The organism is Duganella sp. Leaf126 (assembly GCF_001423125.1).
Taxonomy (GTDB): Bacteria; Pseudomonadota; Gammaproteobacteria; order Burkholderiales; family Burkholderiaceae_D; genus Rugamonas.
Map to the genome: position 1 here is coordinate 214,066 of NZ_LMNW01000031.1, position 24,447 is coordinate 238,512.

A 24,447-nucleotide genomic window follows, 5' to 3' on the forward strand; every position below is an offset into this window, starting at 1 on the left:
ATGGACGCCCTGCCCCCGCTCCCGCCTGTCATCCTGCCCGACTATGCCGAGTTGCAGGTCTTCAGCCATTTCAGCTTTTTGCGCGGCGCCTCGCCGCCGGACCAGTTGGTCCGGCGCGCCCACCAGCTCGGCTACAGTGCGATCGCCATCACCGACGAATGCAGCTTGGCCGGCGTGGTACGCGCCCACGTGGCCGCCAAGGAGTGCGGCCTGCACCTGGTGATCGGCAGCCAGATGACCATCACGCCCGAAGACGGCAGCCCGCCGTTCAACCTGATCATCCTCGCCACCAACAAGCACGGCTACGGCAACCTGAGCGAGTTGATCACCGTGGGCCGCATGCGCGCCGACAAGGGCACCTACCTGGTGCGCCCGCGCGACATCGCCCAGCCGGTCGGCGACCTGGTGCACCTGCGCGGCCTGCCCGACTGCCAGTTCATCCTGGCGCCCCGCTACTGCGCCCCGTACGAGGAAGTGGAGCGGCAGGCGCAATGGCTGCTGCACAACGCGCCGGGCCGGGTGCGGATCGCGCTCACGCTGCACCACCGCACGCGCGACGCGCAGCACCGGCGCCTGATCGACAGTATTTCGGACGAATTCGCGATTCCCGTGGTGGCCACCGGCGACGTCTGCATGCACCTGCGCTCGTACAAGCCGCTGCAGGACACCATGACCGCGATCCGCCACGGCATCCCGGTGGCGCAGTGCGGCTACAAGCTGGCGCCCAACGCCGAGCAGCATCTGCGCTCGCGCGTGCGGCTGGGCAACCTGTATCCGCGCGCGGCGCTGGACGAAACCGTGAGCCTGGCGCGGCAGTGCACGTTCTCGCTCGACGAACTGCGCTACGAATACCCGCACGAACTGATACCGGACGGCGAAACGCCGGCCAGCTATCTGCGCAAGGAAGCCTATGTCGGCGCCCGCTGGCGCTACCCGCACGGCATACCGGCCAATGTCCAGGAGTCGCTCGAGCGTGAGCTCGACATCATCGCCGACATGCAGTACGAAGCGTATTTCCTGACCGTGTACGACATCGTGCGCTTCGCCCGTGGACAGCACATCCTGTGCCAGGGGCGCGGCTCGGCCGCCAACTCGGCCGTGTGTTACTGCCTCGGCGTGACCGAGGTCGATCCGTCGCGCGGCACGCTGCTGTTCGAGCGTTTCTTGTCGAAGGAGCGCAACGAGCCGCCCGACATCGACATCGACTTCGAACACCAGCGCCGCGAGGAGGTGCTGCAATACGTGTACAACAAGTATGGCCGCATGCGCGCAGCGCTGACCGCGGTGGTCATTTCCTACCGCCCGAAAAGCGTGCTGCGCGATGTCGGCAAGGCACTCGGCGTCGATCTGTCGGTGGTGGACAAGGTGGCCAAGGCCTCGCACAGCTGGGGCGGGCGCGCCGACCTCGAACAGCGTCTGCTCGACTGCGGCTTCGATACCAGCTCGCCCGTGGTGGAAAAATGGAATTACCTGGCCGATATGCTGATGCACTTCCCGCGCCACCTGAGCCAGCATCCGGGCGGCTTCGTCATCTCGCACACCAAGCTGTGCCGCCTGGTGCCGATCGAGAACGCCGCCATGGTCAACCGCAGCATCGTGCAATGGGACAAGGACGATCTCGATGCGGTCGGCCTGATGAAGGTGGACCTGCTGGCGCTCGGCATGCTCAGCTGTATCCGCCGCGCGCTGGACATGGTGTCCGAGCGGCGCGGCCAGCGCTTCGAGATGGGCGACATTCCGGCCGAGGACCGGGCCACCTACGACATGATCTGCCAGGCCGACACCATCGGCGTGTTCCAGATCGAATCGCGGGCCCAGATGTCGATGCTGCCGCGCCTGCGGCCGCAAACCTTTTACGACCTCGTGATCGAGGTTGCCATCGTGCGGCCCGGGCCGATCCAGGGCGAGATGATCCACCCGTATCTGCGGCGCCGGCAGGGGATGGAGCCGGTGTCGTACCACAATGACGCCATCAAGGGTGTGCTCGAAAGAACGCTGGGCATTCCGATCTTCCAGGAACAGGTGATGCAGATCGCCATCGTCGCCGGCGGCTTCACGCCTGGCGAGGCCGACCAGTTGCGGCGCGCCATGGCGGCCTGGAAGCGCAAGGGCGGACTGGAGCCGTTCCAGGAAAAGCTCAAGGCCGGGATGGATGCGCGCGGCTATCCCCCCGAATTTGCTAAAAGCATCTTCAACCAGATCAAGGGCTTTGCCGAATATGGTTTCCCGGAATCGCATGCCTCGTCGTTTGCGCTACTGGCCTATGCCTCGAGCTGGCTCAAGTGCCACGAACCGGCAGCTTTCCTGGCCGCCCTGCTCAACTCGCAGCCGATGGGGTTTTATTCCCGCTCGGCGCTGGTGCAGGATGCGCGCCGCCATGGCGTGGACGTGTATCCGGTCGATGTGGCCGTGAGCACCTGGGCAGCAGCGCTGGAACCGGCCGCCAACGGCATGCCGGCCGTGCGCCTGGGCCTGAACAATGTCGACGGCATGGAACAGGAGGCCGCCTGGCGCATCGAGGAAGCGCGCGCGGTCGCCCCCTTTGCCGACACCGCCGACCTGGCCGCGCGTGCCGGCCTCGACGCACGCCAGATGACCCACCTGGCCAGCGCCAACGCGCTCGCCTCGCTGGCCGGCCACCGCCGTCAGGCCATGTGGCAAGCCGCGTCCAGCGTGCCCGACAAGGGTTTGCTGCGCCCGGCCACCGTGCACGAAGACGCGGTCGTGCTCGAAGCGCCCTCGGCTGCCGAAAGCGTGGTAGCCGACTACCGCCACCTGGGCCTTACCCTGGGCCGGCACCCGGTCTCGTTCCTGCGCGAACGGCTCTACAAGATGCGCTTCACGCCCTCGGACGTGCTGATGGGATTTACCAACGGCCAGCTGGCGCGCGGCTGCGGCATCGTCACCGTGCGCCAGCGGCCGGGCACGGCCAAGGGCGTGGTGTTCATCACGCTTGAAGACGAAGCCGGCACGGTCAACGTGATCTGCTGGAAAAGCCTGGTGGAACAGCAGCGCCGCGAAGTGATGGGTGCGCAGCTGCTGGGCGTATATGGCGTATGGCAAGCGGAAAACAATGTGCGCCACCTGGTCGCCAAGCGCCTGGTGGACCTGTCACACCTGCTGGGCGCGCTCGATACGCGGTCGCGCGATTTTCACTGAGGAGTCTGCATGGCGGCAAGCGTCGCCCGCAAGACCGCGCAGGCATGGTCGTACCCGGGATGGCATCGCTGCCGGTCGCGTACTGCTGCAATAGTTTTGCAGGCTGGCGGCTACAACGGGGACCTGTCCCCGCAGGAGGTGAGGCGCTGATCAATGTGCTGGCAATGCGCTGGCAATGCGCTACGATAGCGCCTGAATTTTACGACTCACAACCTGGGGAACACTCTCGATGCGCGCCACCAATCTCCTGCTCTGCCTGCTATTGACTGCCACCGCAAGCACCACGCTGGCAGGGCCGGCGCAGCAGCTGGCCGGCATTACGGCCAGCGGCGAACTGCGCGTCGGTACGCCGGCCGATTACAAGCCCTACACCTATCGCCTCGGCCACAGCAGCGACTATCTCGGGCTCGATATCGCCCTTGCTGCAGGGCTGGCCCGGCACCTCGGCGTCCGGCTGACCATGGTGCCGACCAGCTGGCCCACGCTGCTGCAGGACTGGGAGGCCGACAAGTTCGACATCGCCGTGGGCGGCATCTCGATCACGCCGGAACGGCAGCAGCACGGCCTGTTTTCAATGCCCTATCAGCGCGACGGCAAAACGCCGATCGCGCGCTGCGAGTACCGGCAGCGCTTCCAGACGCTGGCGCAGATCAACCAGCCCGACGTGCGCCTGATCGTCAACCCGGGCGGCACCAATGAGCGCTTTGCCCGCAGCCAGGCGCCGCGCGCGCAACTGACGGTCTATCCCGACAATGTGACCATCTTCGGCCAGCTCGTTGCCGGCAAGGCCGACCTGATGCTGACCGACGCCATGGAAGCGCGGCTGCAGCAACGGCTGCACCCGGAACTGTGCGCGATCCACCCGGAGGCGCCGTTCGACAGCGCCGACAAGGCCATGCTGCTGCCGCGCGATCCCGCTCTGAAAACCGTGGTGGATCAGTGGCTGCAGGCGCGCCTTGCCAGCGGTGCGCTGCAAGCCGATGTCGATCACTGGCTGACGTTTCCGTGGACGCTGGAGCCGCTGCGCCAGGCCATCGATGAGCGCCTGCTGCTGGCCGAACCGGTGGCGCGCGCCAAGTGGAACCGGCAGGCGGCGATCGAGGATCTGCCGCGCGAAGCGCAGGTGATTGCTGCCGCCGTCAGACAGGGCAGCGCGCTCGGATTGCCGGCGCAGCGGGTGGAGGCCGTGTTCCGGGCCCAGATTGAAGCATCCAAGACCGTGCAGCGCGAACTCTATGCCCGCTGGCGCGCCGAACATGCCGGCCGCTTTGCCGACGCGCCCGACCTGGCCGCCGACATCCGCCCCAGGCTCGATGCCATCACCACCGCGCTGCTGGCAGCGCTGGCAGCCAACCGGTCCGTGCTCGACGACGCCAGCCGGCGCGACGACGTGGCGCTCGCCTTGCGCACGCTCGACGCCAGCGCACTGAGCCCCGCCGCCGCCCGGCAAGCACTGGCGCCGCTGACCGGACGTCAATGAGCGCTGCGGCGCAACATAGGACCGGTGCATCCCGTGTTGCCGCTCATGCTCGAGCAGCGCAGGCAGTCCAATTGCGACTGGCGTCTGCTACAGCCCGGCCTTTCCGCTGCCGGTCGCTACAGGTTGCGGCCGGTTCCCTAACCTATCAGGCGCACCACGGCTCGTGCAGAATTCCCTGCTATGATCTGCCGCATTCACCATCCATCGGAGGCTGACATGCAACGTGTGACTGGCATCGGCGGTATCTTTTTCCACGCAAGAGATCCGGCAGCCTTGCGTGCCTGGTACCAGCGCCATCTCGGCATCGACGTCCAGGCCTGGGGCGGCACCGCGTTTGCCTGGACCGACGCTGCCGGACAGCCCAGCGGCGGCAGCACCATCTGGTCGATCGGCGCAGCCGATGCATCGCCATTCGCGCCCGGCCAGGCGTCGTTCATGGTCAACTACCGCGTGGCCGACCTCGACGCCCTGCTGGCGGCCTTGCGCGACGAAGGCTGCCAGGTGCTCGACAAGACCGACGATTCGTCCTACGGCAAGTTCGGCTGGGTGATCGACCCGGAAGGCAACAAGGTCGAGCTATGGCAGCCGCCGGCCGGGCAGTAATCAACCCGGCTGGCGCCGGTGTCGCGCAAAAAATTCCAGCATCATGCGGGTGGCGTCGGGGCCGGCCCTGTCGTTGAATTTCAGGGCCGGGTCGCCGCCGCTCCAGGCGTGCTCGAGGGCGTCGATGCGGGCCACGCGCAGCAGCAGCTTGCGGCCAGCGTAATAGTCGTCGATCCGGTGGGCGCGGTGGCGCGATGTGCTGCCCTGCGCCTTGTGGGTGATCCTGGCCGGCGTTCCGGGCGCCAGGCCGTTGAGCGCCAGTGCCTGGCGCGCCAGTTGCAGCTGGTTGATCGGCCGCACCACGCTGTCGCCCTCGCCCTGGACCAGGATGGTGGGCATGCCGGGAAAGCGCGTGTGGCGGGCCAGCACTTCTTCCACCGCCAGCTCGGCGCGCGATGCGGCGCCATGCTGCATCACGCCCAGTGCGCCCACCGTGCTGTGACCGGCGCCGAAGACGGGTCCCGAATGCAGGCCGACGGCGGCAAACAATTGCGGATGGTTGAGGGCCAGGATATGGGCCATGCCGGCACCGGCCGAGATCCCGGCCACATAGATGCGGGAACGGTCGATGGCGTACGCCCCGGCCACCTTGTCGATCATGGCGACGATGGTCGGCACATCGCCACCGCCCTCCTGGGTGGCGCGGTCATACCATTTCCAGCAGCGCTGGGCCTGGTTGCTGACCAGCTGTTGCGGGTAGAGCACGGCGTAGCCCTTGCGCTCGGCCCACTGGTTCATCCGCGTGCCCTCGGCGAACTGGGTGGCGGTCTGGTGACAGCCGTGCAGCATGACGATCAGCGGCAGGCCCTGCGCGATGGTCTCTTCGGGCATGTGCTGCGGCAGGTAGAGCCAGAAGCGCACGCGGCGCGCATTGGCGCTCTCGACGTGCGAAGTGAGCCACTTGCCTGGCGCCGCTGCCGCAGAAGCAGCAGACGCCGCAGGCTTGCGTGGTGCGGCAGCCTTGCGCTTGGGCGCCGGCGCCGGCGTCAGCATCGCCGTCACCAGTTTGTTGACAGCCGCCCCCTGGCGCGCGGTCCTGATCGACGTGCGCATCAAACTGCGGAACAGACCGGCGGCTTTCTTCATCGCACCTCCTGCGAACTAGCGTTGCATCGACTCCCACACTTTTTGCAGGCGCTTGACCGAGACCGGCATCGGGGTGCGCAGTTCCTGGGCGAACAGGGAAACGCGCAGTTCTTCCAGCATCCAGCGGAACTCGACCAGTTTCGGGTCGGTGTTCTTGCCGGCGCTCTTGTCGCGGTGCAGGCGCAGGTACGGCGCAGCAGCGGACTGCCAGTCGGCCATCAGCCTGGCGTCGCGGGCGGGGTCGGCGCGCAGCTTTTCGATGCGCACGTTCATCGCCTTCAGGTAACGCGGGAAGTGCGCGAGCTGGCTGTAGTCGTTGTCGGACAGGAAGCGCTTGTGCACCAGTCCCTGCAACTGGGCCTGCATGTCGCTGGCAGCCGCTGGCGGCAAGCCTTGCAGGCGCTTGGGCAGGCCGTGGAACTCGGTCAGCACCTGCGACAGCAGGCGCGCCACTTCGTTCACCAGCAGCACCAAGCGCGACTTGCCCTCGTCCTTGCGCTTGCTGAAACTGGCGGCATCGACCGGCAGCGGATCCTGCAAACAGGCGATGTCGAGCGCCTTGTTGATGATCTCGTCGCGCAGTTCTTCCTGCGTGCCCATGGCCATGTACTGCATGCCCATCTGCTGCAGATTCGGGATGCTTTTCTCGATGAACTTGATCTGGTCCTTCATCTGCAGCGCGAACAGCCGGCGCAGTCCCTGGCGATGGATGCGCGCGGCCACCGTCGGGTCGTCGAACACTTCGAGGTCGCAGTGGGTGCGCTTGTCCACCAGCGCCGGGAAGCCGATCAGCGTGAGCTTGCCCTGCGGGATTTCGAGCAGCTCCGGCAATTCGCCGAAGGTCCAGTTGGTGAGATTGGTGAGGTTGGACGGCTCGGCAGCACCAGCCTGGGACGCAGCAGCATGCGCTGCGCTGGCCGACTTGCCGGCCGTCGCAGCAAACGGCTGGGCAGCCCCCGCCTTGCCACCGACGCCGGGGCGGGCGCCGTTGGCCGGCTGGGCGGCAGCCGACAGCGCGGCCGACGACACGGTCGTGCCCGACGTCTCCGCCATCTTCTGGAAACTCTCGCGCGCCTGGGCGCCGAATTCGGCCTGCAGCGTGGCCAGGTTGCGGCCCATGTCAAGCTGCCGGCCGTGCTCGTCGATCACCTTGAAATTCATGAAGTGGTGGGCGGGCAAGGTCTCCGGCTTGAAGTCGGTGGTCAGCACGGCAATCGTCAGCTGCTTGCGGATGTCGGCGATGATGGCGTCGATCAGGTCGCCCCGGCCGAAGATGCCGGCCTCGTTCACGCGTTCGCAGAATTTTGCCGCGTAGTCGGGCAGCGGCACGCAGTGGCGGCGCAGCTTTTGCGGCAAGGATTTCAGCAGCAGGTGCACCTTCTCTTTCAGCATGCCCGGCACCAGCCATTCGCAGCGCTCGCGCGGCAGCTGGTTCAGCGCATACAACGGCACGGCCAGCGTGACGCCATCGCGCACGCTGCCCGGCTCGAAGTGGTAAGTGAGCGCCAGTTCCAGCCCGGTGACCGACATGATCTTCGGGAACAGCTCGGTGGTGACGCCGGCCGCTTCGTGGCGCATCAGTTCGTCGCGATTGAGGTACAGCAGCCGTGGCTCAGCCGCGGTGGCGTCCTTGTGCCATTTTTCGAAGCCGGCGCCGTTGACCACGTCGGCCGGAATCAGCTTGTCGTAGAAGGCCGCGATCAGTTCGTCATCGACCAGCACGTCCAGCCGGCGCGACTTGTGCTCGAGGTTTTCGATTTCCCTGATCAGTTTGTGGTTGTGGGCGAAGAACGGCGCGCGCGTGTCGTAGTCGCCGCCGACCAGTGCATCGCGGATGAAGATCTCGCGCGCTTCGACCGGATTGAAGGCGCCGTAGTTGATGCGGCGCTGGCTATACACGACCAGCCCGTACAGCGTGGCGCGTTCGGACGCGGTCACCTGCGCCGAGCGTTTTTCCCAGCGCGGCTCGCCCCACGATTTTTTCAGCAGGTGGCCGCCCACTTTTTCCAGCCATTCGGGCTCGATGCGGGCCACGCAGCGCGCATACAGCCGCGTGGTATCGACCAGCTCGGCCGCCATGATCCACTTGCCCGGCTTTTTCAGCAGCGACGAACCGGGCCAGATGTGGAACTTGATGCCGCGCGCACCGAGGTAGCCGGCGCCCGGCTCGTCCTCGCTCTTGAAGCCGATATTGCCAAGCAGGCCGGTCAGCAGCGCCAGGTGCAGGTTTTCGTAGGTGGCCGGCGCTTCGTTCACGCGCCAGCCCTGCTCCTTGACCAGCGTGATCAGTTGCGAGTGCACGTCGCGCCATTCGCGCAGGCGCAGCTGCGACAGGAAATTGGCGCGGCAGTTGTCCATCAGCTGGCGGTTGGTTTTCTTGTGCTCGATGGCGTTCTCGAACCAGCGCCAGATCTTCAGGTAGCTGAGGAATTCGGACTTTTCATCGGCGAATTTCTTGTGCGCCTCGTCGGCCGCCTGCTGGTGTTCGAGCGGCCGGTCGCGCGGGTCCTGCACCGACAGCGCGGAAGCGATGATCAGCACTTCGCTCAGGCACACGTTGTCGAGCGCGGCGAGGATCATGCGGCCCACGCGCGGGTCGAGCGGCAGCTTGGCCAGCTTGCGGCCCAGTGCCGTGAGCTGGTTGTAGTCGTCCACCGCGCCCAGTTCCTGCAGCAGCTGGTAGCCGTCGGCAATCGCGCGCGCCAGCGGCGGCTCGATGAAGGGGAAGCTTTCGACGTCGGTCAGGTGCAGCGATTTCATGCGCAGGATGACCGACGCCAGCGACGAGCGCAAAATTTCCGGCTCGGTGAATTTCGGCCGCTGCAGGAAATCCTGCTCGTCGTACAGGCGGATACAGACGCCGTCGGCCACGCGGCCGCACCGGCCGGCGCGCTGGTTGGCGGCCGACTGCGCGATCGGCTCGATCTGCAGCTGCTCGACCTTGTTGCGGTAGCTGTAGCGCTTGACGCGCGCCAGGCCGGCATCGACCACGTAGCGGATGCCGGGCACGGTCAGCGAGGTCTCGGCCACGTTGGTGGCCAGCACGATGCGGCGCGCGTTGGTGAGCTTGAATACGCGCTCCTGCTCCTCGGCCGACAGCCGGGCGAACAGCGGCAGGATTTCCACGTGCGGCGGATGGTGCTTGCGCAGCGCCTCGGCCGTGTCGCGGATCTCGCGCTCGCCGGGCAGGAATACCAGCACGTCGCCGGAACCGATGCGCGCCAACTCATCGACCGCATCGACCACGGCGTCCATCAGGTCGCGCTTCTCGCGCGCGGCAGCGGTGCGCTGGCCCTTGCCTTCGGCATTGGCGATGGCTGCCGCGTTGCCGCCCGGGTTGGCCTTGCTGGCGACATCGCTGTCGATCGGCCGGTAGCGCACTTCCACCGCGTACAGGCGCCCCGACACCTCGATCACCGGCGCCGGCTTGTCCGGCGTGCCGAAGTGGCGCGAAAAACGGTCGGCGTCGATGGTGGCCGAGGTGATGATGATTTTCAGGTCGGGCCGGCGCGGCAGCAATTGCTTGAGGTAGCCGAGCAGGAAGTCGATGTTCAGGCTGCGTTCGTGCGCCTCGTCGATGATGATGGTGTCGTAGGCTTTTAACAGCGGATCGGTCTGGGTTTCGGCCAGCAGGATACCGTCGGTCATCAGCTTGACCGACGCGCCCTTTTGCAAGGTATCGGCAAAGCGCACCTTGAAGCCGACGTGCTGGCCCAGCGGCGAATCGAGTTCGGCCGCGATGCGCTTGGCGGTGGACGAGGCGGCGATCCGGCGCGGCTGGGTGTGGCCGATCAGCCCGTTCTGACCGCGCCCCAGCGCCAGGCAGATCTTCGGCAGCTGGGTGGTCTTGCCCGAGCCGGTTTCGCCGGAAACGATGATGACCTGGTTGGCCTGCAGCGCAGCGGCGATCTCGTGTCGGCGGCCCGAGACGGGCAAGTCTTCCGGGAACGTGATCGGCGGCAGCGGGTTGCGTAAGTTGCGCTCGGCCTCGCGGTCCGCCGCGCGCGCAGCCTGCTCCGCCGGCGTCAGACGCGCGCGGCCCGGCGACGCCCCCGTTCCCTTGCCGTGGCCCGCGGCGCCAGCAGACACAGCGGAGGATCGCTCGCCACCGGATGGCGGCCCCTTCGGCGCAACGCGGCTCGATGAAACGCTTCCGCTGCGGGCCTGGACGCCGGCGCCTGCGCCAGCGTTCGCGCCGCCGCTCCTGGCAGCGTTCGCGCCAGCGCCAGTGCCAGCGGTGTCAGCGCTACTGCCAGCAGTGGCGTCAGCGCTTGTGCCAAGGGTATTGCCACTACCCGCGGCGGTGTCAGTGTTTGTGCCCGCGGTAGCCCCGGCGCTTGCGCCAGCAGTAGTCCCGGCGTTGGTGCCAATGACGGCGCGAGCGCCGGTGCCAGCGCTGGTGCCCAGAGGGCTGCCGGTGCTGGCGCCCAGATCAGCGCTTGTGCCAGTGGTGGCGCTAGCATCAGTGCCAGCGCCCAGGGTGCTGCCGGTGCCAGTGTCCAGACCAGCGTTGGTGGCATCGCTGGCGCCCGCATTCGTGCGCAAAGCGGTGGTGCTGCTTGCGCGAACGGCGGCGCCTGCGCGGGTTCCTGCGCTGGCGCCGGCAGTCTTTCCGGCAGTCGCTGGCGTCGCTGGTGCACGCTGATCGCGTCCGCCGTTGCCGGTAGCCGGCCGGACGGCCCGTTCACCTGGCGCCGGGCCCTCGGCGCCAGATGCCGGGCGGGCGGCAGGCGCGCGGTCGCCGCGTCCCTCGCCCGCAAATGCACGCGGCGCAGCACCCGCCGTGCCCCGCCCCACAGCAGTGGGGTCAGACACCGTGGTCACTGCCCCCCGCAGCGCAGCCCAACGGTCGGGAGCCTTGCTTGCGGTCCCCACCGCCGCAGTCCCGGGCGCGGCCCCCTTGGTCGCCATGCCCCACGCCGCAGCCCCACGGTCCGGTGCCTTGTTCGCTGTCCCCACCACAGTCCCGGTCGCGGGGGCCTTGCCCGCCGCGCCACGTGGTACGCCGCTCGGGTCGGACACCTTGCTTGTCATCCCGCGTGGCACGCCGCTCGGGTCGGGCACCTTGCCTGCCGCACCGCGTGGTACGCCGGTCGGGTCAGGCGCCTTGCTTGTCATCCCGCGTGGCACGCCGCCCGGGTCGGGCACCTTGCTTGTCATCCCCCGTGGTACGCCGCTCGGGTGGGGCACCTTGCCTGCCGCACCGCGTGGCACGCCGCTCGGGTCGGGCACCTTGGCCGCCGGGCTGTTGCCTCCCGTCTTGACGGGGACGACACCCTTCAATGCCGCCGCCAGCTGGCTGAGCGGGGCGGCAGCGGGACGGCCTGGCGGGGTGTTCGGGGGGCTTTTAGGCTTGTTGCTGGCTTCTGACATTGTTTTTTACAAGTATAGGGTGCGGAATTCGCGCACCGAATTATAATGCCGGTAATGGAAAACCCTACCCAATTCGTCCAATGGCTGCGCTCCGTCGCACCGTACATCCACGCCTTCCGCGGCAAGACCTTCGTGGTGGCCTTCCCCGGTGAACTCGTTTCCGCAGGCGCCCTGCAGGTGCTGGCCCACGACCTGTCGCTGCTGCATGCGCTCGATATCAACGTGACCGTGGTCTATGGCTCGCGCCCGCAGGTGGCCGAGCAGCTGGCCCTGCGCAATGTCGAGGGCCGCTTCCACAACGGCGTGCGCATCACCGACACGGCCGCCATGGAGTGCGCCAAGGAAGCCGCCGGCGAACTGCGCCTCGACATCGAGGCCGCGTTCAGCCAGGGGCTGCCGAATACGCCGATGTCGAATGCGGCGATCCGTATCATTTCCGGCAACTTCATCACGGCCAAGCCGCTCGGCGTGATCGACGGCGTGGACCTGGAACTGACCGGCGTGACACGCAAGGTCGATGCCGAAACCATCCATTCCATCCTCGGCTCGGACGGCCTGGTGCTGCTCTCCCCGCTCGGCTTCTCGCCCACCGGCGAAGCATTCAACCTGACCATGGAAGACGTGGCGTGCAGCGCGGCGATCGCCCTGCACGCCGACAAGCTGGTCTTCATCACCGAAACGCCGATGATGACCGACGCCGGCGGCACCGAAATCCGCGAACTGTCGTCGCACATGGCCGAAGCCGTGCTGGACGCCGGCTTCCTCGACGACGCCACCGCGTTCTACCTGCGCCACTGCATCAAGGCCTGCGACAACGGCGTCGAGCGTTCGCACATCGTGCCGTTTGCCATGGACGGTTCCGCCCTGCTCGAACTGTTCACCCACGATGGCGTGGGCACCATGATTTCGCATGAAAACCTCGAGTCGCTGCGCAAGGCCACCATCGAGGACGTGGGCGGCATCATCAAGCTGATCGAACCGCTGGAAGCGGACGGCACGCTGGTCAAGCGCGGCCGCGAGCTGATTGAGCGCGAAATCGACTATTTCTCCGTCATCGAGCACGATGGCGTGATTTTCGGCTGCGCCGCGCTGTACCCGTTCCCCGAGCAGAAAATGGCGGAAATGGCTTGCCTGACCGTCAATCCCGACGTGCAGGCCCAGGGCGACGGCGAGCGCATCCTGAAACACATGGAAAACCGCGCGCGCGCGCTCGGCGTGACCAAGCTGTTCGTGCTCACCACGCGCACGTCGCACTGGTTCCAGAAGCGCGGCTTCGTGCCGGCCACGGTGGACGCCCTGCCCAAGGACAGACAGCACATGTATAACTGGCAGCGTAAATCCCAGGTCCTGATCAAGTCTTTATAAGTGAATCTCCAGGGGAGGATCCCTTTATAATGACGTTTTCACGTTACCGCTTTAGGAGCAACCCAGATGGCCCGCACCGTACAATGCATTAAACTCAACAAGGAAGCCGAGGGCATGGACTTCCCGCCCGTTCCCGGCGAACTGGGCAAAAAGATCTACGAGTCGGTGTCGAAAGAGGCATGGGCTGCGTGGATGAAGCACCAGACTATGCTGGTCAACGAAAACCGCCTGAACCTGGCCGACCTGCGCGCCCGCAAATACCTGGCGCAGCAGATGGAAAAGCATTTCTTTGGCGACGGCGCCGATGCAGCCATGGGCTACGTGCCGCCGACCGAATAATACGCAGGTAATTCGTCGGGAGTGAGTCCGTCATTCCCGCAGAGGCGGCAATCCTGGTTCGTCGAGCCGACGGCGACCCAGGCACATTGGATCCCCGCCTTCGCGGGGATGACGGAGCCGGCGCAGTAGTCCTTAAAACTTCAGGGTTTTCACACCCTCGGCCATCCCCAGCAGGCACACATTGGCGCCGCGCGCGGCAAACAGCCCCACCGCGATCACGCCCACGATCTGGTTGATCTGCGCTTCCAGCGCCACCGGGTCGGTAATCGACAGTCCCGACACATCGAGCAGCTGACCGCCATTGTCGGTCACGAACGCCTCGTCGGTCCCCGCTTTCAGACGCAGCTTCGGTACGCCGCCGAGCGCGGTCAAGGCGCGCGCCACCGCTGCCCGCGCCATCGGCACCACTTCTACAGGCAGCGGGAACTTGCCCAGCACGTCCACCAGCTTGGAACCATCGGCGATGCAGACGAACTGCTGCGCGACCGAGGCGACGATTTTTTCACGCGTGAGGGCAGCGCCGCCGCCCTTGATCATGGCGCCGGAAGCGTCGATCTCGTCGGCGCCGTCGATGTAGACGGCAATCGACGGCACGTCATTGAGGTCATACACCGCGATGCCGTGGCCGCGCAGGCGGGCGGCGGTCGCTTCGGACGAAGCCACGGTGCCCTTGATGCGGTGCTTGATCTTGGCCAGTTCGTCGATGAAGAAATTGGCGGTGGAGCCGGTACCGACGCCGATGATCTCGTTATCGACCACGTAGCCGATGGCGGCACGGGCTACGGCTTGTTTCAGTTCGTCTTGGGTCATGATGTTTTAGGCAGTAAAAAAGAAAGCGGAGGAATCAGTGGCGCTATTTTAACGGATAGACACCAGGCAAAACCCGAGTATGCGAGAATGACTGAACAGCCCCAGCCAGGAGGTGACATGACAGACGTTGCAACGAAGCAAACGAAAACCGTGTTGATCGTCGACGACAGCCGCGTCTCGCGCATGATGGCGCGCCAGTACATTCTTCACTTGCAACCGGCATGGCAGGTCGTGGAAGCGGGGACCGGCGAGGAATCGCTGGACAAGGCGCGCGAAGCGCAGCCCGACCTGGTGCTCATGGACGTCAACATGCCCGGCATGGGCGGCATTGCCGCCGCCGAGCAGTTGCGGCGGGCCTCGCCCACGCTGCCGATCTCGCTGCTGACCGCCAACGTCCAATCGGCCACCCGCGAGCGGGCCGAGGCGCTGGGGCTGGGTTTCATGGAAAAGCCGATCACCGAGGCGCGCATCGCCCAGCTGCTGGCGCTGGCGGAAGACTGACATGGCCGAACTGTCCGAGCTGGAAAACGACGCCCTGATCGAAATTTTCAATATCGGCGTGGGCCAGGCGGCCGCCTCGATGAGCGCGCTGGTCAACGAGGAAGTCCGGATGTCGGTGCCGTCGATCAGCTTCGTCAACCGCACCGAGGCGGCGCGGCTGCTGGGCAGCCGGCTGGCGGCCGAGGCCGATGCGCCGGACCGCATCTGCGGCGTCAGCCAGCACTACGAGGGCGCCTTCGATACCGAGGCCATCCTCATGTTCCCCGAAGACAAAAGCCTGGAACTGGTGCGCCTGATGGTCGGAGAGACCGTGCCACTGCAGGAACTGACCGACATGGAGCAGGAAGCCATGTGCGAGATCGGCAACATCATCCTCAATGCCTGCATCGGCACGCTGGCCAATGTCTTCCAGCAGGAGCTGCGCGGCTCCCTGCCCGAATACCACGTCGGCACCAGCGACGACATCCTTGGCATTGCCGGCAGCGAGCCGGACAGCGTAGTGCTGATGCTGCACATCGACTTCGCGCTCGACAAGCACCAGATCCTCGGCTACGTCGCCTTCGTGCTCGACGTCTCGGCGCTGCACGACCTGAAGGAGCAGATCAACCGCTACATCGCGCGCGCGATGGGACAGGCCTGAGGTGGGCATGGATAGCGACACCTCGCTGGACCTGCTGCACAGCGTGCTCAACGCCGTCACCCTGGGCGCCGTGGTGCTCGACCAGGATCGCCGCATCGTGCTGTGGAACGACTGGATGCACCGGCACGCGCAACTACCGCCGCAGCAGGCGCTCGGCGCCGACTTCCTGGCGCTGTTCCCGGCCCTGCGCGGCACGCGCGTCGATGCGGCCATCGACCAGGCGCTGCGCCACCATTTTCCGTCGCTGCTGTCGCAGTCGCTCAACAAGGCGCCGTTTCCGTTGTACGCCAGCGCTGCTGCCGCCCGCGCCGATGAGCGCCTGCAGCAGGCGGTGGCGATCACGCCGGTGGACGTGCGCGGTGCGCCACGCCACTGCCTGATCCAGATTAGCGATGTCAGCATCGCTGTCGGCCGCGAAAAGCTGCTGCGCGAGCAGACCCTGGTGCTGCGTTCGCAAACCTTTGCCGACGGCCTGACCGGCATCGCCAACCGCCGCCATTTCGATGTCGCCATCGAACGCGAACACCGGCGTGCACGCCGCCAGGGCGCGCCGCTGTCGCTGCTGATGATCGATATCGACCACTTCAAGGCCTACAACGACCACTATGGCCACCAGAAAGGCGACCAGTGCCTGATCCAGGTGGCCGCTGCACTGTCCGCCATGCTCAAGCGTTCTGCCGACCTGATGGCGCGCTATGGCGGCGAGGAGTTCGCCATGATCCTGCCCGACACCGACGCCGACCAGGCCAGGCAGATGGCCGAAGCGATCCGCGCCCGCGCCCAGGCGCTGGCGATTGCCCATGCCCACACCAACGATGCCGGCCACGGCGTGGTCACGGTCAGCATCGGCGTGGCTACCCGCAGCGCCGAGTCGCCGGTCGATATCGACACCCTGATCGGCCACGCCGACCGCGCGCTGTACCGCGCCAAGAAGAACGGCCGTAACCGGGTGGAAGCGCAGCCATCCCCGTCCCGCACCCAGTGCTACTAACCGCCAGGAGCCCACACTTGCTCGCCCTCGCCAGCCTCCCACCGCCCCGGCATTTATCGGCCTTGACCCTGTCTGCGGTGCGCCCGCGCCGACACTCGCAGCGCAGCGGAGGGTAGGCGATGCGCTTCAAGTTCGAGACCCGGCGCCACGGCCGCTGCCTGGCGGAAGCCGAGCACAGTGGCGACAAGATCGCCGTCGACATCTGGTGGGACCAGAACACCGATCCCAAGCGCGTGGAATACCTGCTGCACATCCAGGACCTGCCGCTGCCAAAACAGATCCCCGAAGGCGGCGCCTTGCAGGATGCCGTGCGCATCGCCGTCAACCACTTCGAAACCTTCAAGGTCAAGGACGGCGACGACTTCGAATTCCACTGCAGCCGCATCACGATGCGCTGGAGCGGCACGCTGTATAACAAGATGGGCGGCTGAACGCGGGGATGTTACGACCGGCGGTGCGCGGCAAAGCCGCTCAGTCCGGACGCCAGATCGTCGCGCAAGGTCAGTGCGGGGATTTCGTAGTCGCCCCGGTTCTGGAGCCGGAACGGAATCGGCGCGGTGGTGGACAGCGTATCGAGGCGCAGTGCCAGCTGGTGGCACAGGGCGCCAAATCCATGCTCGTCGACCTTGCCGGTGCGGTACACCACGAACGGCGGCAGCACGTCGAAACCCGGGTAAAACAGGATGCCGTGCTGGATCGGGAACAACAGGTCGTCGATCGGGCCGTTGATGCCGCGTGCGCCGTAATGCGACGCCCAGCCGCCCGTAGTCACCATCAACATGGCGCGCTTGCCGGCCAGCTTGCCCTCGCCATAGCGGTCGCCCCAGTGCCGGTCCGAATGCTCGCCCACACCGTAGGCAAAACCGTTGGCGTACACGCGGTCCACCCAGCCCTTCAGAATGGCCGGCATCGAAAACCACCACAGCGGAAACTGCAGGAGCACGGTATCGGCCCATAGCAGCTTGTCCTGTTCGTGCGCGATATCGGGGCTCTGCCGGCCGCTGTCGTACGCGCGGCGCGCGTCGAGCACGGGGTCGAAGCGGTCTTGCGCTGCGCCATCGAGACTATCGCGTGCGTCGAGCGCGGCTTTCCAGTCCATCGCGTACAGGTCCGACACCTGCACCGCGTGTCCTGCCGCCTGCAAATGGCGCACGGCGAAATCCTTGAGGGCGCCGTTGAGCGACCGCGGTTCGGGATGGGCGTAGACGATCAGAATATTCATGCTGGTGCTCCGGTTAGGTGGAAAGCTGCCAGCGTAGTACGTGCGCTGATATAGTAGAAATGAATTCCTTCGATAACAGGTATCGACAATATTAATACATGAGCCTTGCGATGACCGATCTCCGCCAACTGGACCTGAACCTGCTCGTCACCCTGGACGTGCTGCTGGCCGAACACAATGTCACGCGTGCAGCGCGCCGCCTGCACCTGTCGCAGCCCTCGGTGAGCGTGCACCTGGCCAGGCTGCGCGAGATGTTCGGCGATCCGCTGCTGCTGCCGGGACCGCGCGGCATGCGGCCCACCGCGCGCGGCGAATCATTACGTGAACCGCTGCGCCTGGCACTCGAAGCGCTGGGACAGGCGGTGGCGCCGGCCAGCGCCTTCGACCCGGCCGTCGCCACGCAGACCTGGCGCGTGGCCGCCACCGACTATGGCGAATCGACGATCGTGCTGCCGGCGCTGGCCAGCCTGCGTCAGCAGGCGCCCGCCACCCGGCTGGCGGTGCTGGAACTGGCGCCCGACCGCATCACCCGCCAGGCCGAGCAAGGCGAGATCGACCTGGCCTTCCACACCAGCGCGGGCGCACCGCCGGGCTTGCGCCGCCGCACCCTGTTTGCCGAGCGCTACGTGCTGGCCGGCCGCATGGACCATCCGCGCCTGCAGCGCAAACCTACTCTCAAACAGTTCTGCACACTCGAACACGTGCTGGTCTCCAACAGCGGCGGCTTTTATGGCGTCACCGACGAGGTGCTGGCGCAAGCGGGCCTGAGCCGGCGCGTGGCGCTGTCGGTGCCGCACTTTTTGTTCATGATCGCCGCGCTGGCCGCCACCGACCTGGTGGCGCTGGTGCCCGAGCGCCTGGTGCGCGGCAACCGGGCCCTGACCACCGTCGCCCCGCCGGTCGCAGTGCCCGGCTACGAGATGGCGATGCTGTGGCACGAACGCGCCCACCGCGATCCGGCGCATCAGTGGTTGCGGGCGCAGGTACAGCATGCGGTGATGCCGGTGAGCTGAATGCTTTTGGCCGGAATCCAGGCGGCACTCCGGGTAAAATCAACGCTCCTTTCGGCGCTGGAAGGATATGCCGAAGCGCAGGGCATCGGCTATCAAACCCTGATCAACGCCGCGCTGCGCAAGGCGATGCAGTCGGCAAAAGGCGCGCCGCTGACGGTGGCCAGCTTGCGCACGGTGCTCAGGCAAGAGCTGGCAGCCATCGGGAACCAGAGCGCCTGACGAAAAAAAACGACGCGCGCAGCGTCGTTTTTTGATCGGCACCCGGTTGCGGCGCTTAGATCCGCAGTCCGCTGGCCGCCTTGGCCAGGTCGGTGATGCGGTCCCAGTCGCCGGCGGCAATCGCGTCTTTCGGGGTCAGCCACGAGCCGCCCACGCAGGCCACGTTTTTCAGCTTGAGGAACTGGCCGGCCGTCTCCTGCGAAATGCCGCCGGTCGGACAGAAGGTCACGTCCGGCAGCGGGCCGCTGATGGCGCTGAGCATGCCGGCGCCGCCGGCCGGCACGGCCGGGAACAGCTTGAGCTGCTGGAAGCCGTGCTCGCGCGCAGCCATCACTTCCGACGGCGTCATCACGCCCGGCAGCAGCGGCAGGCCGCTCGATTTGGCGGCCTGGATCAGCGCAGGCGTCAGGCCCGGCGAGACGCCGAACACGGCGCCGGCGTCGCGCGCGGCAGCGAATTCCTCGGGCTGGGTCAGGGTGCCGACGCCGACGATGGCGCCTTCCACCTCGGCCATGGCGCGGATGGCGCCCAGGCCGTGCTTGGTCCGCAGGGTCACTTCCAGCACCCGGATGCCGCCGGCCACCAGCGCCTTGGCCAGTGGTACCGCGTGTTCGGGTTCGTCGATCGCGATCACGGGGATCACGGCGGAAGTACGCATAATGTCGAGCAGGGTCATGGTCATGATTACACTTCTTTCTTCATCGAGAAATCTTCATCGGAACCCGGCACGGTGTTACCGACCGGCTCTTTGTCATGCAGGCCCACCACGGTCGGGATCGGCGACGGCAGCGGGAAGGTGGTGGCGCCCGTTTCCGCTTCGGAGACGCTGTGACGGAACATGGCGAACAGTTCGCGACCCATGCCCACGCCGTTCGGCGTCAGGTCGGCGGTGGCCTGCTCGCGCGCATTCCAGGTGCTGGCCTCCACCTTGGCTTCGAGCGTGCCGGTACGGGCGCACACGCGGATGATGTCGCCGTCACGCACGCGGCCCAGCGGACCGCCGGCCAGGATTTCCGGCGACACGTGGATCGCGGCCGGCACCTTGCCCGACGCGCCCGACATGCGGCCGTCGGTCACCAGCGCCACGTGGCGGCCGGCGTCCTGCAGGTTGGCCAGCGCCGGCGTCAGCGCGTGCAGTTCGGGCATGCCGTTGGCGCGCGGTCCCTGGAAGCGCAGCACGGCCACGAAGTCGCGGTCGAGCTGACCGGCCTTGTACGCTTCCATGAAATCTTCCTGCGAATTGAACACCAGCGCCGGCGCTTCCACGGTCTGGTGCTCGGGCTTGACGGCCGACACCTTCATCACGGCGCGACCGAGATTGCCCTTGACCAGCACGGTGCCGCCGTCGGGCGAGAACGGTGCAGTAATCTTGCGCAGCACCGCCTCGTCGCCCGACTGCTCGGGCGCCGCTTTCCACACCACACCCTGGCCGCCTTCGCCAAGGAACGGTTCGGTGCAGTGGGCGCGCAGGCCCTTGCCGAGGATGGTGGTGACGTCGTCATGTAGCAGGCCGCCGTCGAGCAGCTCGCGGATCACGAAACCGGTGCCGCCGGCCGCGTGGAAGTGGTTGACGTCGGCGTTGCCGTTCGGGTAGATGCGGGTCAGCAGCGGCACCACTTTCGACAGCTCGTCGAAATCGTCCCAGTCGATCACGATGCCGGCCGCCTTGGCGATCGCCACCAGGTGCAGCGTGTGGTTGGTGGAGCCGCCGGTCGTCAGCAGCGCGACGATGGCGTTGACGATCGACTTTTCATCGACCACGTGGCCGACCGGCAGATACTCGTCCGACTGGGCCGTGATCACGGCGGCGCGGCGCGCGGCGGCCTTGGTCAGCTCGGCGCGCAGCGGCGTGTTCGGGGTGATGAAGGCGGCGCCCGGCAGGTGCAGGCCCATCACTTCCATCAGCATCTGGTTGCTGTTGGCGGTGCCGTAGAAGGTGCAGGTGCCGGCGCCGTGGTACGACTGCGACTCGCCTTCGAGCAGTTCGGCGCGGCCGACCTTGCCCTGCGCGTACAGCTGGCGGATCTTGGCTTTCTCGGAGTTGGACAGGCCGGTGGTCATCGGGCCGGCCGGCACGAACACGGCCGGCAAATGGCCGAAGTGCAGCGCGCCGATCAGCAGGCCCGGCACGATCTTGTCGCACACGCCCAGGTACACGGCCGCATCGAACATATTGTGCGACAGCGCGATGGCGGTGGACATGGCGATCGCGTCGCGCGAGAACAGCGACAGTTCCATGCCGGGCTGGCCTTGCGTGACGCCGTCGCACATGGCAGGCGTGCCGCCGGCAAACTGGGCCACCGCGCCGACTTCGCGCACGGCCTCCTTGATCAGCGCCGGGAAGCCCTCGAACGGCTGGTGCGCCGACAGCATGTCGTTGTAAGCGGAAACGATGGCCACCGACGGCTTTTTCAGCTCCTTCAGGGCGAGCTTGTCGTTGGCCGGAAAGGCGGCAAATCCGTGCGCCAGGTTGGTACACGCCAGCGTGCCGCGCTGCACGCCCTTCACGCGCGCAGCGTCGAGGTGCGCGAGATAAGCCCCGCGCGACGGTTTGCTACGTGAAATGATGCGCTCGGTGACGGATTTCAGTACGGGATGCAAGGCCATGGTGATTCCTTATCGATGAACTTCGCGGTGACTAATTCGGCGAACTGATGCGGTTAATTATGAAATTTTACTACAAAACGGCGCAGCCATCGATTTTTCGTGTCGACTTCGCGATATCCACAGGGCTGGCTGGCTATTTCAATGAAATCGGCTAGCTGATTACTACGCAAGAAAGCCTGCTTTTCGCCGCGAGAAAATTCCATAATCTCAACAGAACCGTAGTGAATTTACCGCTTTTTCCTGTATTATTCAGCCATCTTATTCTTTCTTCCAATCGACGCCCAACACTATGCGCCAACCTGCCCTTACCTCGACCGCCAGCTACCAAGCCCTTGCAGCCCACGCCGTTGACGCCCGCCAGTGGCAGATGCGCCAGCTGTTTGCCGACAATGCCCAGCGCTTCCCGCAACTGACGGTCGATGCTGCCGGCCTGTTCCTCGATTATTCCAAGAACCGCCTCGACGCCGACACCGTCGCCCGGCTGGTGGAACTGGCGCGCGAACGCGGCGTGGAAGCGCAGCGCGACGCCATGCTGCGTGGTGACAAAATCAATCTTACCGAACATCGTGCCGTGCTGCATACGGCGCTGCGTTTGCCGCGCGGAAAAAGCCTGGTGGTCGACGGCCGCGACGTGGTGCCCGACGTGCACGCCGTGCTCGACCAGATGCGCGACTTCACCGACAAGGTGCGCAGCGGCGCCTGGCTCGGCTACAGCGGCAAGCCGATCACCGACATCGTCAACATCGGCATCGGCGGCTCGGACCTGGGTCCGAAGATGGCGGTGCTGGCGCTGCGCTCGTTCGCCCATCCGCGCCTGACCATGCATTTCGTCTCCAATGTCGATGGTCACGACATGGACGCCGCGCTGGCCCGGGTCAACCCGGATACCACGCTGTTCATCATCGCCTCGAAGACCTTCACCACGGCCGAGACCATGCTTAACGCGAATACGGCGCGCAACTGGTTCCTGCAGTCGGCCGGCGAGGCCGACCTGGCGCGCCACTTCGTGGCCGTCTCCACCAATCTGCAAGCGGTGCAGGCGTTCGGCATCGACCCGGCCAATATGTTCCCGTTCTGGGACTGGGTCGGCGGCCGGTATTCGGTGTGGTCGGCGATCGGCCTGTCGGTGGCGCTGGCAGTCGGTTTCGGCTACTTCAGCGATTTCCTGGCTGGCGCCCACGCCATGGACGAGCACTTCCGCGAAGCGCCGCTGGAACAGAACATGCCGGTGCTGCTGGCCATGATCGGTTTCTGGAACCGCGAGTTCCTCGATGCCGGTTCGCTGTCGATCGCGCCGTACCACCAGGATCTGAACCGCTTTCCGGCCTACCTGCAGCAGCTCGACATGGAAAGCAATGGCAAGCGCGTCACGCGCGGCGGCGCGGCGATCGATACGGCCACCTGCCCGGTGGTGTGGGGCGAATGCGGCACCAATGCCCAGCACGCGTACTTCCAGCTGCTGCACCAGGGTACCGACATCACGCCGATCGACTTCATCGCCGCGCTGCGCGCCACCCACGACCTGGCCGGCCACCACGACGCGCTGCTGGCCAACTGCTTCGCCCAGTCGGAAGCCTTCATGACCGGCAAGACCGGCGACGAAGTGCGCGCCGACCTGGCCGCGCAACAATTGTCCGCGACCGAGATCGAGGAACTGGTGCCGCACAAGACCTTCCCCGGCAACCGGCCGTCGAATACCATCCTGATGGATCAGCTGACGCCACGCACGCTGGGCGCCCTGATCGCGCTGTACGAGCACAAGACCTTCGTGCAGGGCGTGATCTGGGACGTCAACAGCTTCGACCAGTGGGGCGTGGAGCTGGGCAAGGTGCTGGCGAAGCATATCCAGGCCGAACTGCAGGGCGAGGTCCAGCCGGCGCGCCACGACAGCTCGACCAACGGCCTGATCGCCATGGCGAAAGCGGCGCAGCACCTGTGACCGCAGGCACCCGGTCCGTCATTCTCGCGCACGCGAGGATTCATATGATCGTCAACGACATTGTCCAGGCAAACTATGCACAGTCGTCCTATGGATCCCCGCGTGCGCGGGGATGACGGACTTGAGGATAACGAAAAATGGAAAATACGCCCATCATTCAAGTCGCCTACGACGCCGTCATGCAAACCGGCGAATCGCCGCTGTGGCATGCCGATGAACAGGTGCTGTACTGGGTCGATATTCCGGCGCGCACCGTGCACCGGCTCGACCCCGCCAGCGGCGCGCATCATGAATGGCTGCTCGAGAGCGAGCCGGCCAGCTTGGCGATTGCCGACCGCAAAGGCCTGATCGTTGCCACCCGCAAGGGCGTGCTGCACCTCGATACAGCCAGCACGGCATCAAGCGCCACCGACGTCCGTACCGCCGAAGTGCGCACCACCATGATTGCCCCCGCCCCCTACGACACGGCCATCACCCGCTTCAACGACGGCAAGGTCGATGGCGCCGGCCGCTACTGGATCGGCACCATCTACGAGCCGCGCGACCGGCCGGCCGCCGAGATGTATGTGCTGGAAAAAGGCCGGCTGCGCCGCGCCTGGGCCGGCGGCATGACCAATTCCAACGGCCTCGCCTTCAGCCCCGACCAGCGCACCATGTACCACGCCGATACCAGCGCCCACCTGCTGCGCCGCTTCGACTACGATGTGGCGAGCGGCACCGTGGGCGAGGAACGGGTGTTCCGGCAGTTCTCGGCCGACAAGGCCAGCAATTACGGCGGCCGCCCGGACGGCGGCGCCGTCGACAGCGAAGGCAACTACTGGAGCGCGCTGTTCGAGGGCGCCCGGCTGGTCAAGCTCTCGCCACAGGGCGAGGTGCTGGCCGAGCTCGCGCTGCCGGTGCGCTGCCCGACCATGGTCGCGTTCGGCGGCCCCAACCTGCGCACGCTGTACGTGACCAGCGCCGGCGCCCGGCCGGCCGAAGAACTGGCACAATACCCGTTCAGCGGCAAGCTGCTGGCCCTGCAGGTGGACGTGGCCGGACGGCCGGAACCGGCCTACCGTGCGTAACACGGGCAACTGCCGGCCGAATGTAGTAAAGTT

General features: G+C 66.3%; 19 protein-coding genes and 1 pseudogene. 14 read left to right on the plus strand and 6 right to left on the minus strand.

The window, feature by feature from the left end; translation table 11 throughout:
- The 4 genes and pseudogenes from ASF61_RS14250 to ASF61_RS14260 all read left to right on the plus strand — a co-directional run bounded on the left by ASF61_RS14250 (nt 1) and on the right by ASF61_RS14260 (nt 5,242).
- Nucleotides 1-3,159 carry an error-prone DNA polymerase gene (locus tag ASF61_RS14250; RefSeq protein ID WP_056156927.1) on the plus strand — a complete coding sequence of 1,053 codons (3,159 nt, stop codon included), beginning with the start codon at nt 1-3 and terminating at the stop codon, nt 3,157-3,159.
- 229 nt (nt 3,160-3,388) lie between these two features.
- Nucleotides 3,389-4,168, plus strand: a pseudogene (locus tag ASF61_RS24635) (transporter substrate-binding domain-containing protein); the annotation flags it as partial.
- A gap of 12 nt (nt 4,169-4,180) precedes the next feature.
- On the plus strand, nt 4,181-4,639 hold the full coding sequence (gene aroQ, locus ASF61_RS24640; protein WP_373994556.1) for a gamma subclass chorismate mutase AroQ: 459 nt from the start codon (nt 4,181-4,183) through the stop codon (nt 4,637-4,639).
- 216 nt (nt 4,640-4,855) lie between these two features.
- Nucleotides 4,856-5,242, plus strand: a complete 387-nt coding sequence (locus tag ASF61_RS14260) for a VOC family protein (RefSeq protein WP_056156931.1) — start codon at nt 4,856-4,858, stop codon at nt 5,240-5,242.
- On the opposite strand, the gene ASF61_RS14265 is transcribed toward ASF61_RS14260, so the two are convergent.
- Nucleotides 5,243-6,328 (minus strand): PHB depolymerase family esterase, encoded by a 1,086-nt coding sequence (locus tag ASF61_RS14265; protein WP_229205857.1) that lies wholly within the window; start codon nt 6,326-6,328, stop codon nt 5,243-5,245.
- Between the two features lie 15 nt (nt 6,329-6,343).
- Complete coding sequence (gene hrpA / locus ASF61_RS14270) at nt 6,344-10,417, minus strand: ATP-dependent RNA helicase HrpA (protein ID WP_056156933.1); 4,074 nt, start codon at nt 10,415-10,417, stop codon at nt 6,344-6,346.
- 1,338 nt (nt 10,418-11,755) lie between these two features.
- Between hrpA and argA the strand changes: the two genes are divergently transcribed.
- Complete coding sequence (gene argA, locus ASF61_RS14275) at nt 11,756-13,066, plus strand: amino-acid N-acetyltransferase (RefSeq protein ID WP_056156935.1); 1,311 nt, start codon at nt 11,756-11,758, stop codon at nt 13,064-13,066.
- Between the two features lie 66 nt (nt 13,067-13,132).
- A complete protein-coding gene (locus ASF61_RS14280) occupies nt 13,133-13,405 on the plus strand; it encodes an oxidative damage protection protein (protein ID WP_056156936.1) in 273 nt (90 codons plus the stop codon).
- A 132-nt stretch (nt 13,406-13,537) separates the two neighbouring features.
- On the opposite strand, the gene rpiA is transcribed toward ASF61_RS14280, so the two are convergent.
- Nucleotides 13,538-14,215: a ribose-5-phosphate isomerase RpiA gene (gene rpiA / locus ASF61_RS14285; protein ID WP_056156939.1), complete on the minus strand. Its 678-nt coding sequence runs from the start codon at nt 14,213-14,215 to the stop codon at nt 13,538-13,540.
- Between the two features lie 117 nt (nt 14,216-14,332).
- Between rpiA and ASF61_RS14290 the strand changes: the two genes are divergently transcribed.
- The 4 genes from ASF61_RS14290 to ASF61_RS14305 all read left to right on the plus strand — a co-directional run bounded on the left by ASF61_RS14290 (nt 14,333) and on the right by ASF61_RS14305 (nt 16,778).
- Complete coding sequence (locus ASF61_RS14290) at nt 14,333-14,716, plus strand: response regulator (RefSeq protein WP_056156941.1); 384 nt, start codon at nt 14,333-14,335, stop codon at nt 14,714-14,716.
- A 1-nt stretch (nt 14,717) separates the two neighbouring features.
- Nucleotides 14,718-15,356 (plus strand): chemotaxis protein CheC, encoded by a 639-nt coding sequence (locus ASF61_RS14295; RefSeq protein ID WP_056156944.1) that lies wholly within the window; start codon nt 14,718-14,720, stop codon nt 15,354-15,356.
- 7 nt (nt 15,357-15,363) lie between these two features.
- Nucleotides 15,364-16,347, plus strand: coding sequence for a sensor domain-containing diguanylate cyclase (locus ASF61_RS14300; RefSeq protein WP_056156947.1), 984 nt, complete (start codon nt 15,364-15,366; stop codon nt 16,345-16,347).
- Nucleotides 16,348-16,466: 119 nt separating this feature from the next.
- A complete protein-coding gene (locus ASF61_RS14305; RefSeq protein ID WP_056156949.1) occupies nt 16,467-16,778 on the plus strand; it encodes a hypothetical protein in 312 nt (103 codons plus the stop codon).
- An 11-nt stretch (nt 16,779-16,789) separates the two neighbouring features.
- Here ASF61_RS14305 and ASF61_RS14310 read toward each other — a convergent pair whose 3' ends face one another.
- Nucleotides 16,790-17,569: an NAD(P)H-dependent oxidoreductase gene (locus tag ASF61_RS14310; RefSeq protein ID WP_056156951.1), complete on the minus strand. Its 780-nt coding sequence runs from the start codon at nt 17,567-17,569 to the stop codon at nt 16,790-16,792.
- A gap of 110 nt (nt 17,570-17,679) precedes the next feature.
- Between ASF61_RS14310 and ASF61_RS14315 the strand changes: the two genes are divergently transcribed.
- Nucleotides 17,680-18,582 carry a LysR family transcriptional regulator gene (locus ASF61_RS14315; protein WP_056156953.1) on the plus strand — a complete coding sequence of 301 codons (903 nt, stop codon included), beginning with the start codon at nt 17,680-17,682 and terminating at the stop codon, nt 18,580-18,582.
- Nucleotides 18,583-18,588: 6 nt separating this feature from the next.
- Nucleotides 18,589-18,801 (plus strand): hypothetical protein, encoded by a 213-nt coding sequence (locus ASF61_RS14320; RefSeq protein ID WP_156369601.1) that lies wholly within the window; start codon nt 18,589-18,591, stop codon nt 18,799-18,801.
- Between the two features lie 55 nt (nt 18,802-18,856).
- Here ASF61_RS14320 and eda read toward each other — a convergent pair whose 3' ends face one another.
- Nucleotides 18,857-19,483, minus strand: a complete 627-nt coding sequence (gene eda / locus ASF61_RS14325) for a bifunctional 4-hydroxy-2-oxoglutarate aldolase/2-dehydro-3-deoxy-phosphogluconate aldolase (RefSeq protein ID WP_056156957.1) — start codon at nt 19,481-19,483, stop codon at nt 18,857-18,859.
- 2 nt (nt 19,484-19,485) lie between these two features.
- Nucleotides 19,486-21,408, minus strand: coding sequence for a phosphogluconate dehydratase (gene edd, locus ASF61_RS14330; protein WP_056156959.1), 1,923 nt, complete (start codon nt 21,406-21,408; stop codon nt 19,486-19,488).
- Between the two features lie 289 nt (nt 21,409-21,697).
- Between edd and pgi the strand changes: the two genes are divergently transcribed.
- Both pgi and ASF61_RS14340 read left to right on the plus strand, forming a co-directional pair.
- On the plus strand, nt 21,698-23,347 hold the full coding sequence (gene pgi / locus ASF61_RS14335) for a glucose-6-phosphate isomerase (protein WP_056156962.1): 1,650 nt from the start codon (nt 21,698-21,700) through the stop codon (nt 23,345-23,347).
- A gap of 137 nt (nt 23,348-23,484) precedes the next feature.
- Nucleotides 23,485-24,414 carry an SMP-30/gluconolactonase/LRE family protein gene (locus ASF61_RS14340; protein ID WP_056156963.1) on the plus strand — a complete coding sequence of 310 codons (930 nt, stop codon included), beginning with the start codon at nt 23,485-23,487 and terminating at the stop codon, nt 24,412-24,414.
- Nucleotides 24,415-24,447: the final 33 nt, after the last annotated feature.

Bases quoted from the DNA above. Each gene is read 5' to 3' on its own strand.
- ASF61_RS14250 (WP_056156927.1), top strand. From the start codon at position 1: ATGGACGCCCTGCCCCCGCTCCCGCCTGTCATCCTGCCCGACTATGCC.
- ASF61_RS14260 (WP_056156931.1), top strand. From the start codon at position 4,856: ATGCAACGTGTGACTGGCATCGGCGGTATCTTTTTCCACGCAAGAGAT.
- ASF61_RS14265 (WP_229205857.1), bottom strand. From the start codon at position 6,328: ATGAAGAAAGCCGCCGGTCTGTTCCGCAGTTTGATGCGCACGTCGATC.
- argA (WP_056156935.1), top strand. From the start codon at position 11,756: ATGGAAAACCCTACCCAATTCGTCCAATGGCTGCGCTCCGTCGCACCG.
- ASF61_RS14280 (WP_056156936.1), top strand. From the start codon at position 13,133: ATGGCCCGCACCGTACAATGCATTAAACTCAACAAGGAAGCCGAGGGC.
- rpiA (WP_056156939.1), bottom strand. From the start codon at position 14,215: ATGACCCAAGACGAACTGAAACAAGCCGTAGCCCGTGCCGCCATCGGC.
- ASF61_RS14290 (WP_056156941.1), top strand. From the start codon at position 14,333: ATGACAGACGTTGCAACGAAGCAAACGAAAACCGTGTTGATCGTCGAC.
- ASF61_RS14295 (WP_056156944.1), top strand. From the start codon at position 14,718: ATGGCCGAACTGTCCGAGCTGGAAAACGACGCCCTGATCGAAATTTTC.
- ASF61_RS14300 (WP_056156947.1), top strand. From the start codon at position 15,364: ATGGATAGCGACACCTCGCTGGACCTGCTGCACAGCGTGCTCAACGCC.
- ASF61_RS14305 (WP_056156949.1), top strand. From the start codon at position 16,467: ATGCGCTTCAAGTTCGAGACCCGGCGCCACGGCCGCTGCCTGGCGGAA.
- ASF61_RS14310 (WP_056156951.1), bottom strand. From the start codon at position 17,569: ATGAATATTCTGATCGTCTACGCCCATCCCGAACCGCGGTCGCTCAAC.
- ASF61_RS14315 (WP_056156953.1), top strand. From the start codon at position 17,680: ATGACCGATCTCCGCCAACTGGACCTGAACCTGCTCGTCACCCTGGAC.
- eda (WP_056156957.1), bottom strand. From the start codon at position 19,483: ATGACCATGACCCTGCTCGACATTATGCGTACTTCCGCCGTGATCCCC.
- edd (WP_056156959.1), bottom strand. From the start codon at position 21,408: ATGGCCTTGCATCCCGTACTGAAATCCGTCACCGAGCGCATCATTTCA.
- pgi (WP_056156962.1), top strand. From the start codon at position 21,698: ATGCGCCAACCTGCCCTTACCTCGACCGCCAGCTACCAAGCCCTTGCA.
- ASF61_RS14340 (WP_056156963.1), top strand. From the start codon at position 23,485: ATGGAAAATACGCCCATCATTCAAGTCGCCTACGACGCCGTCATGCAA.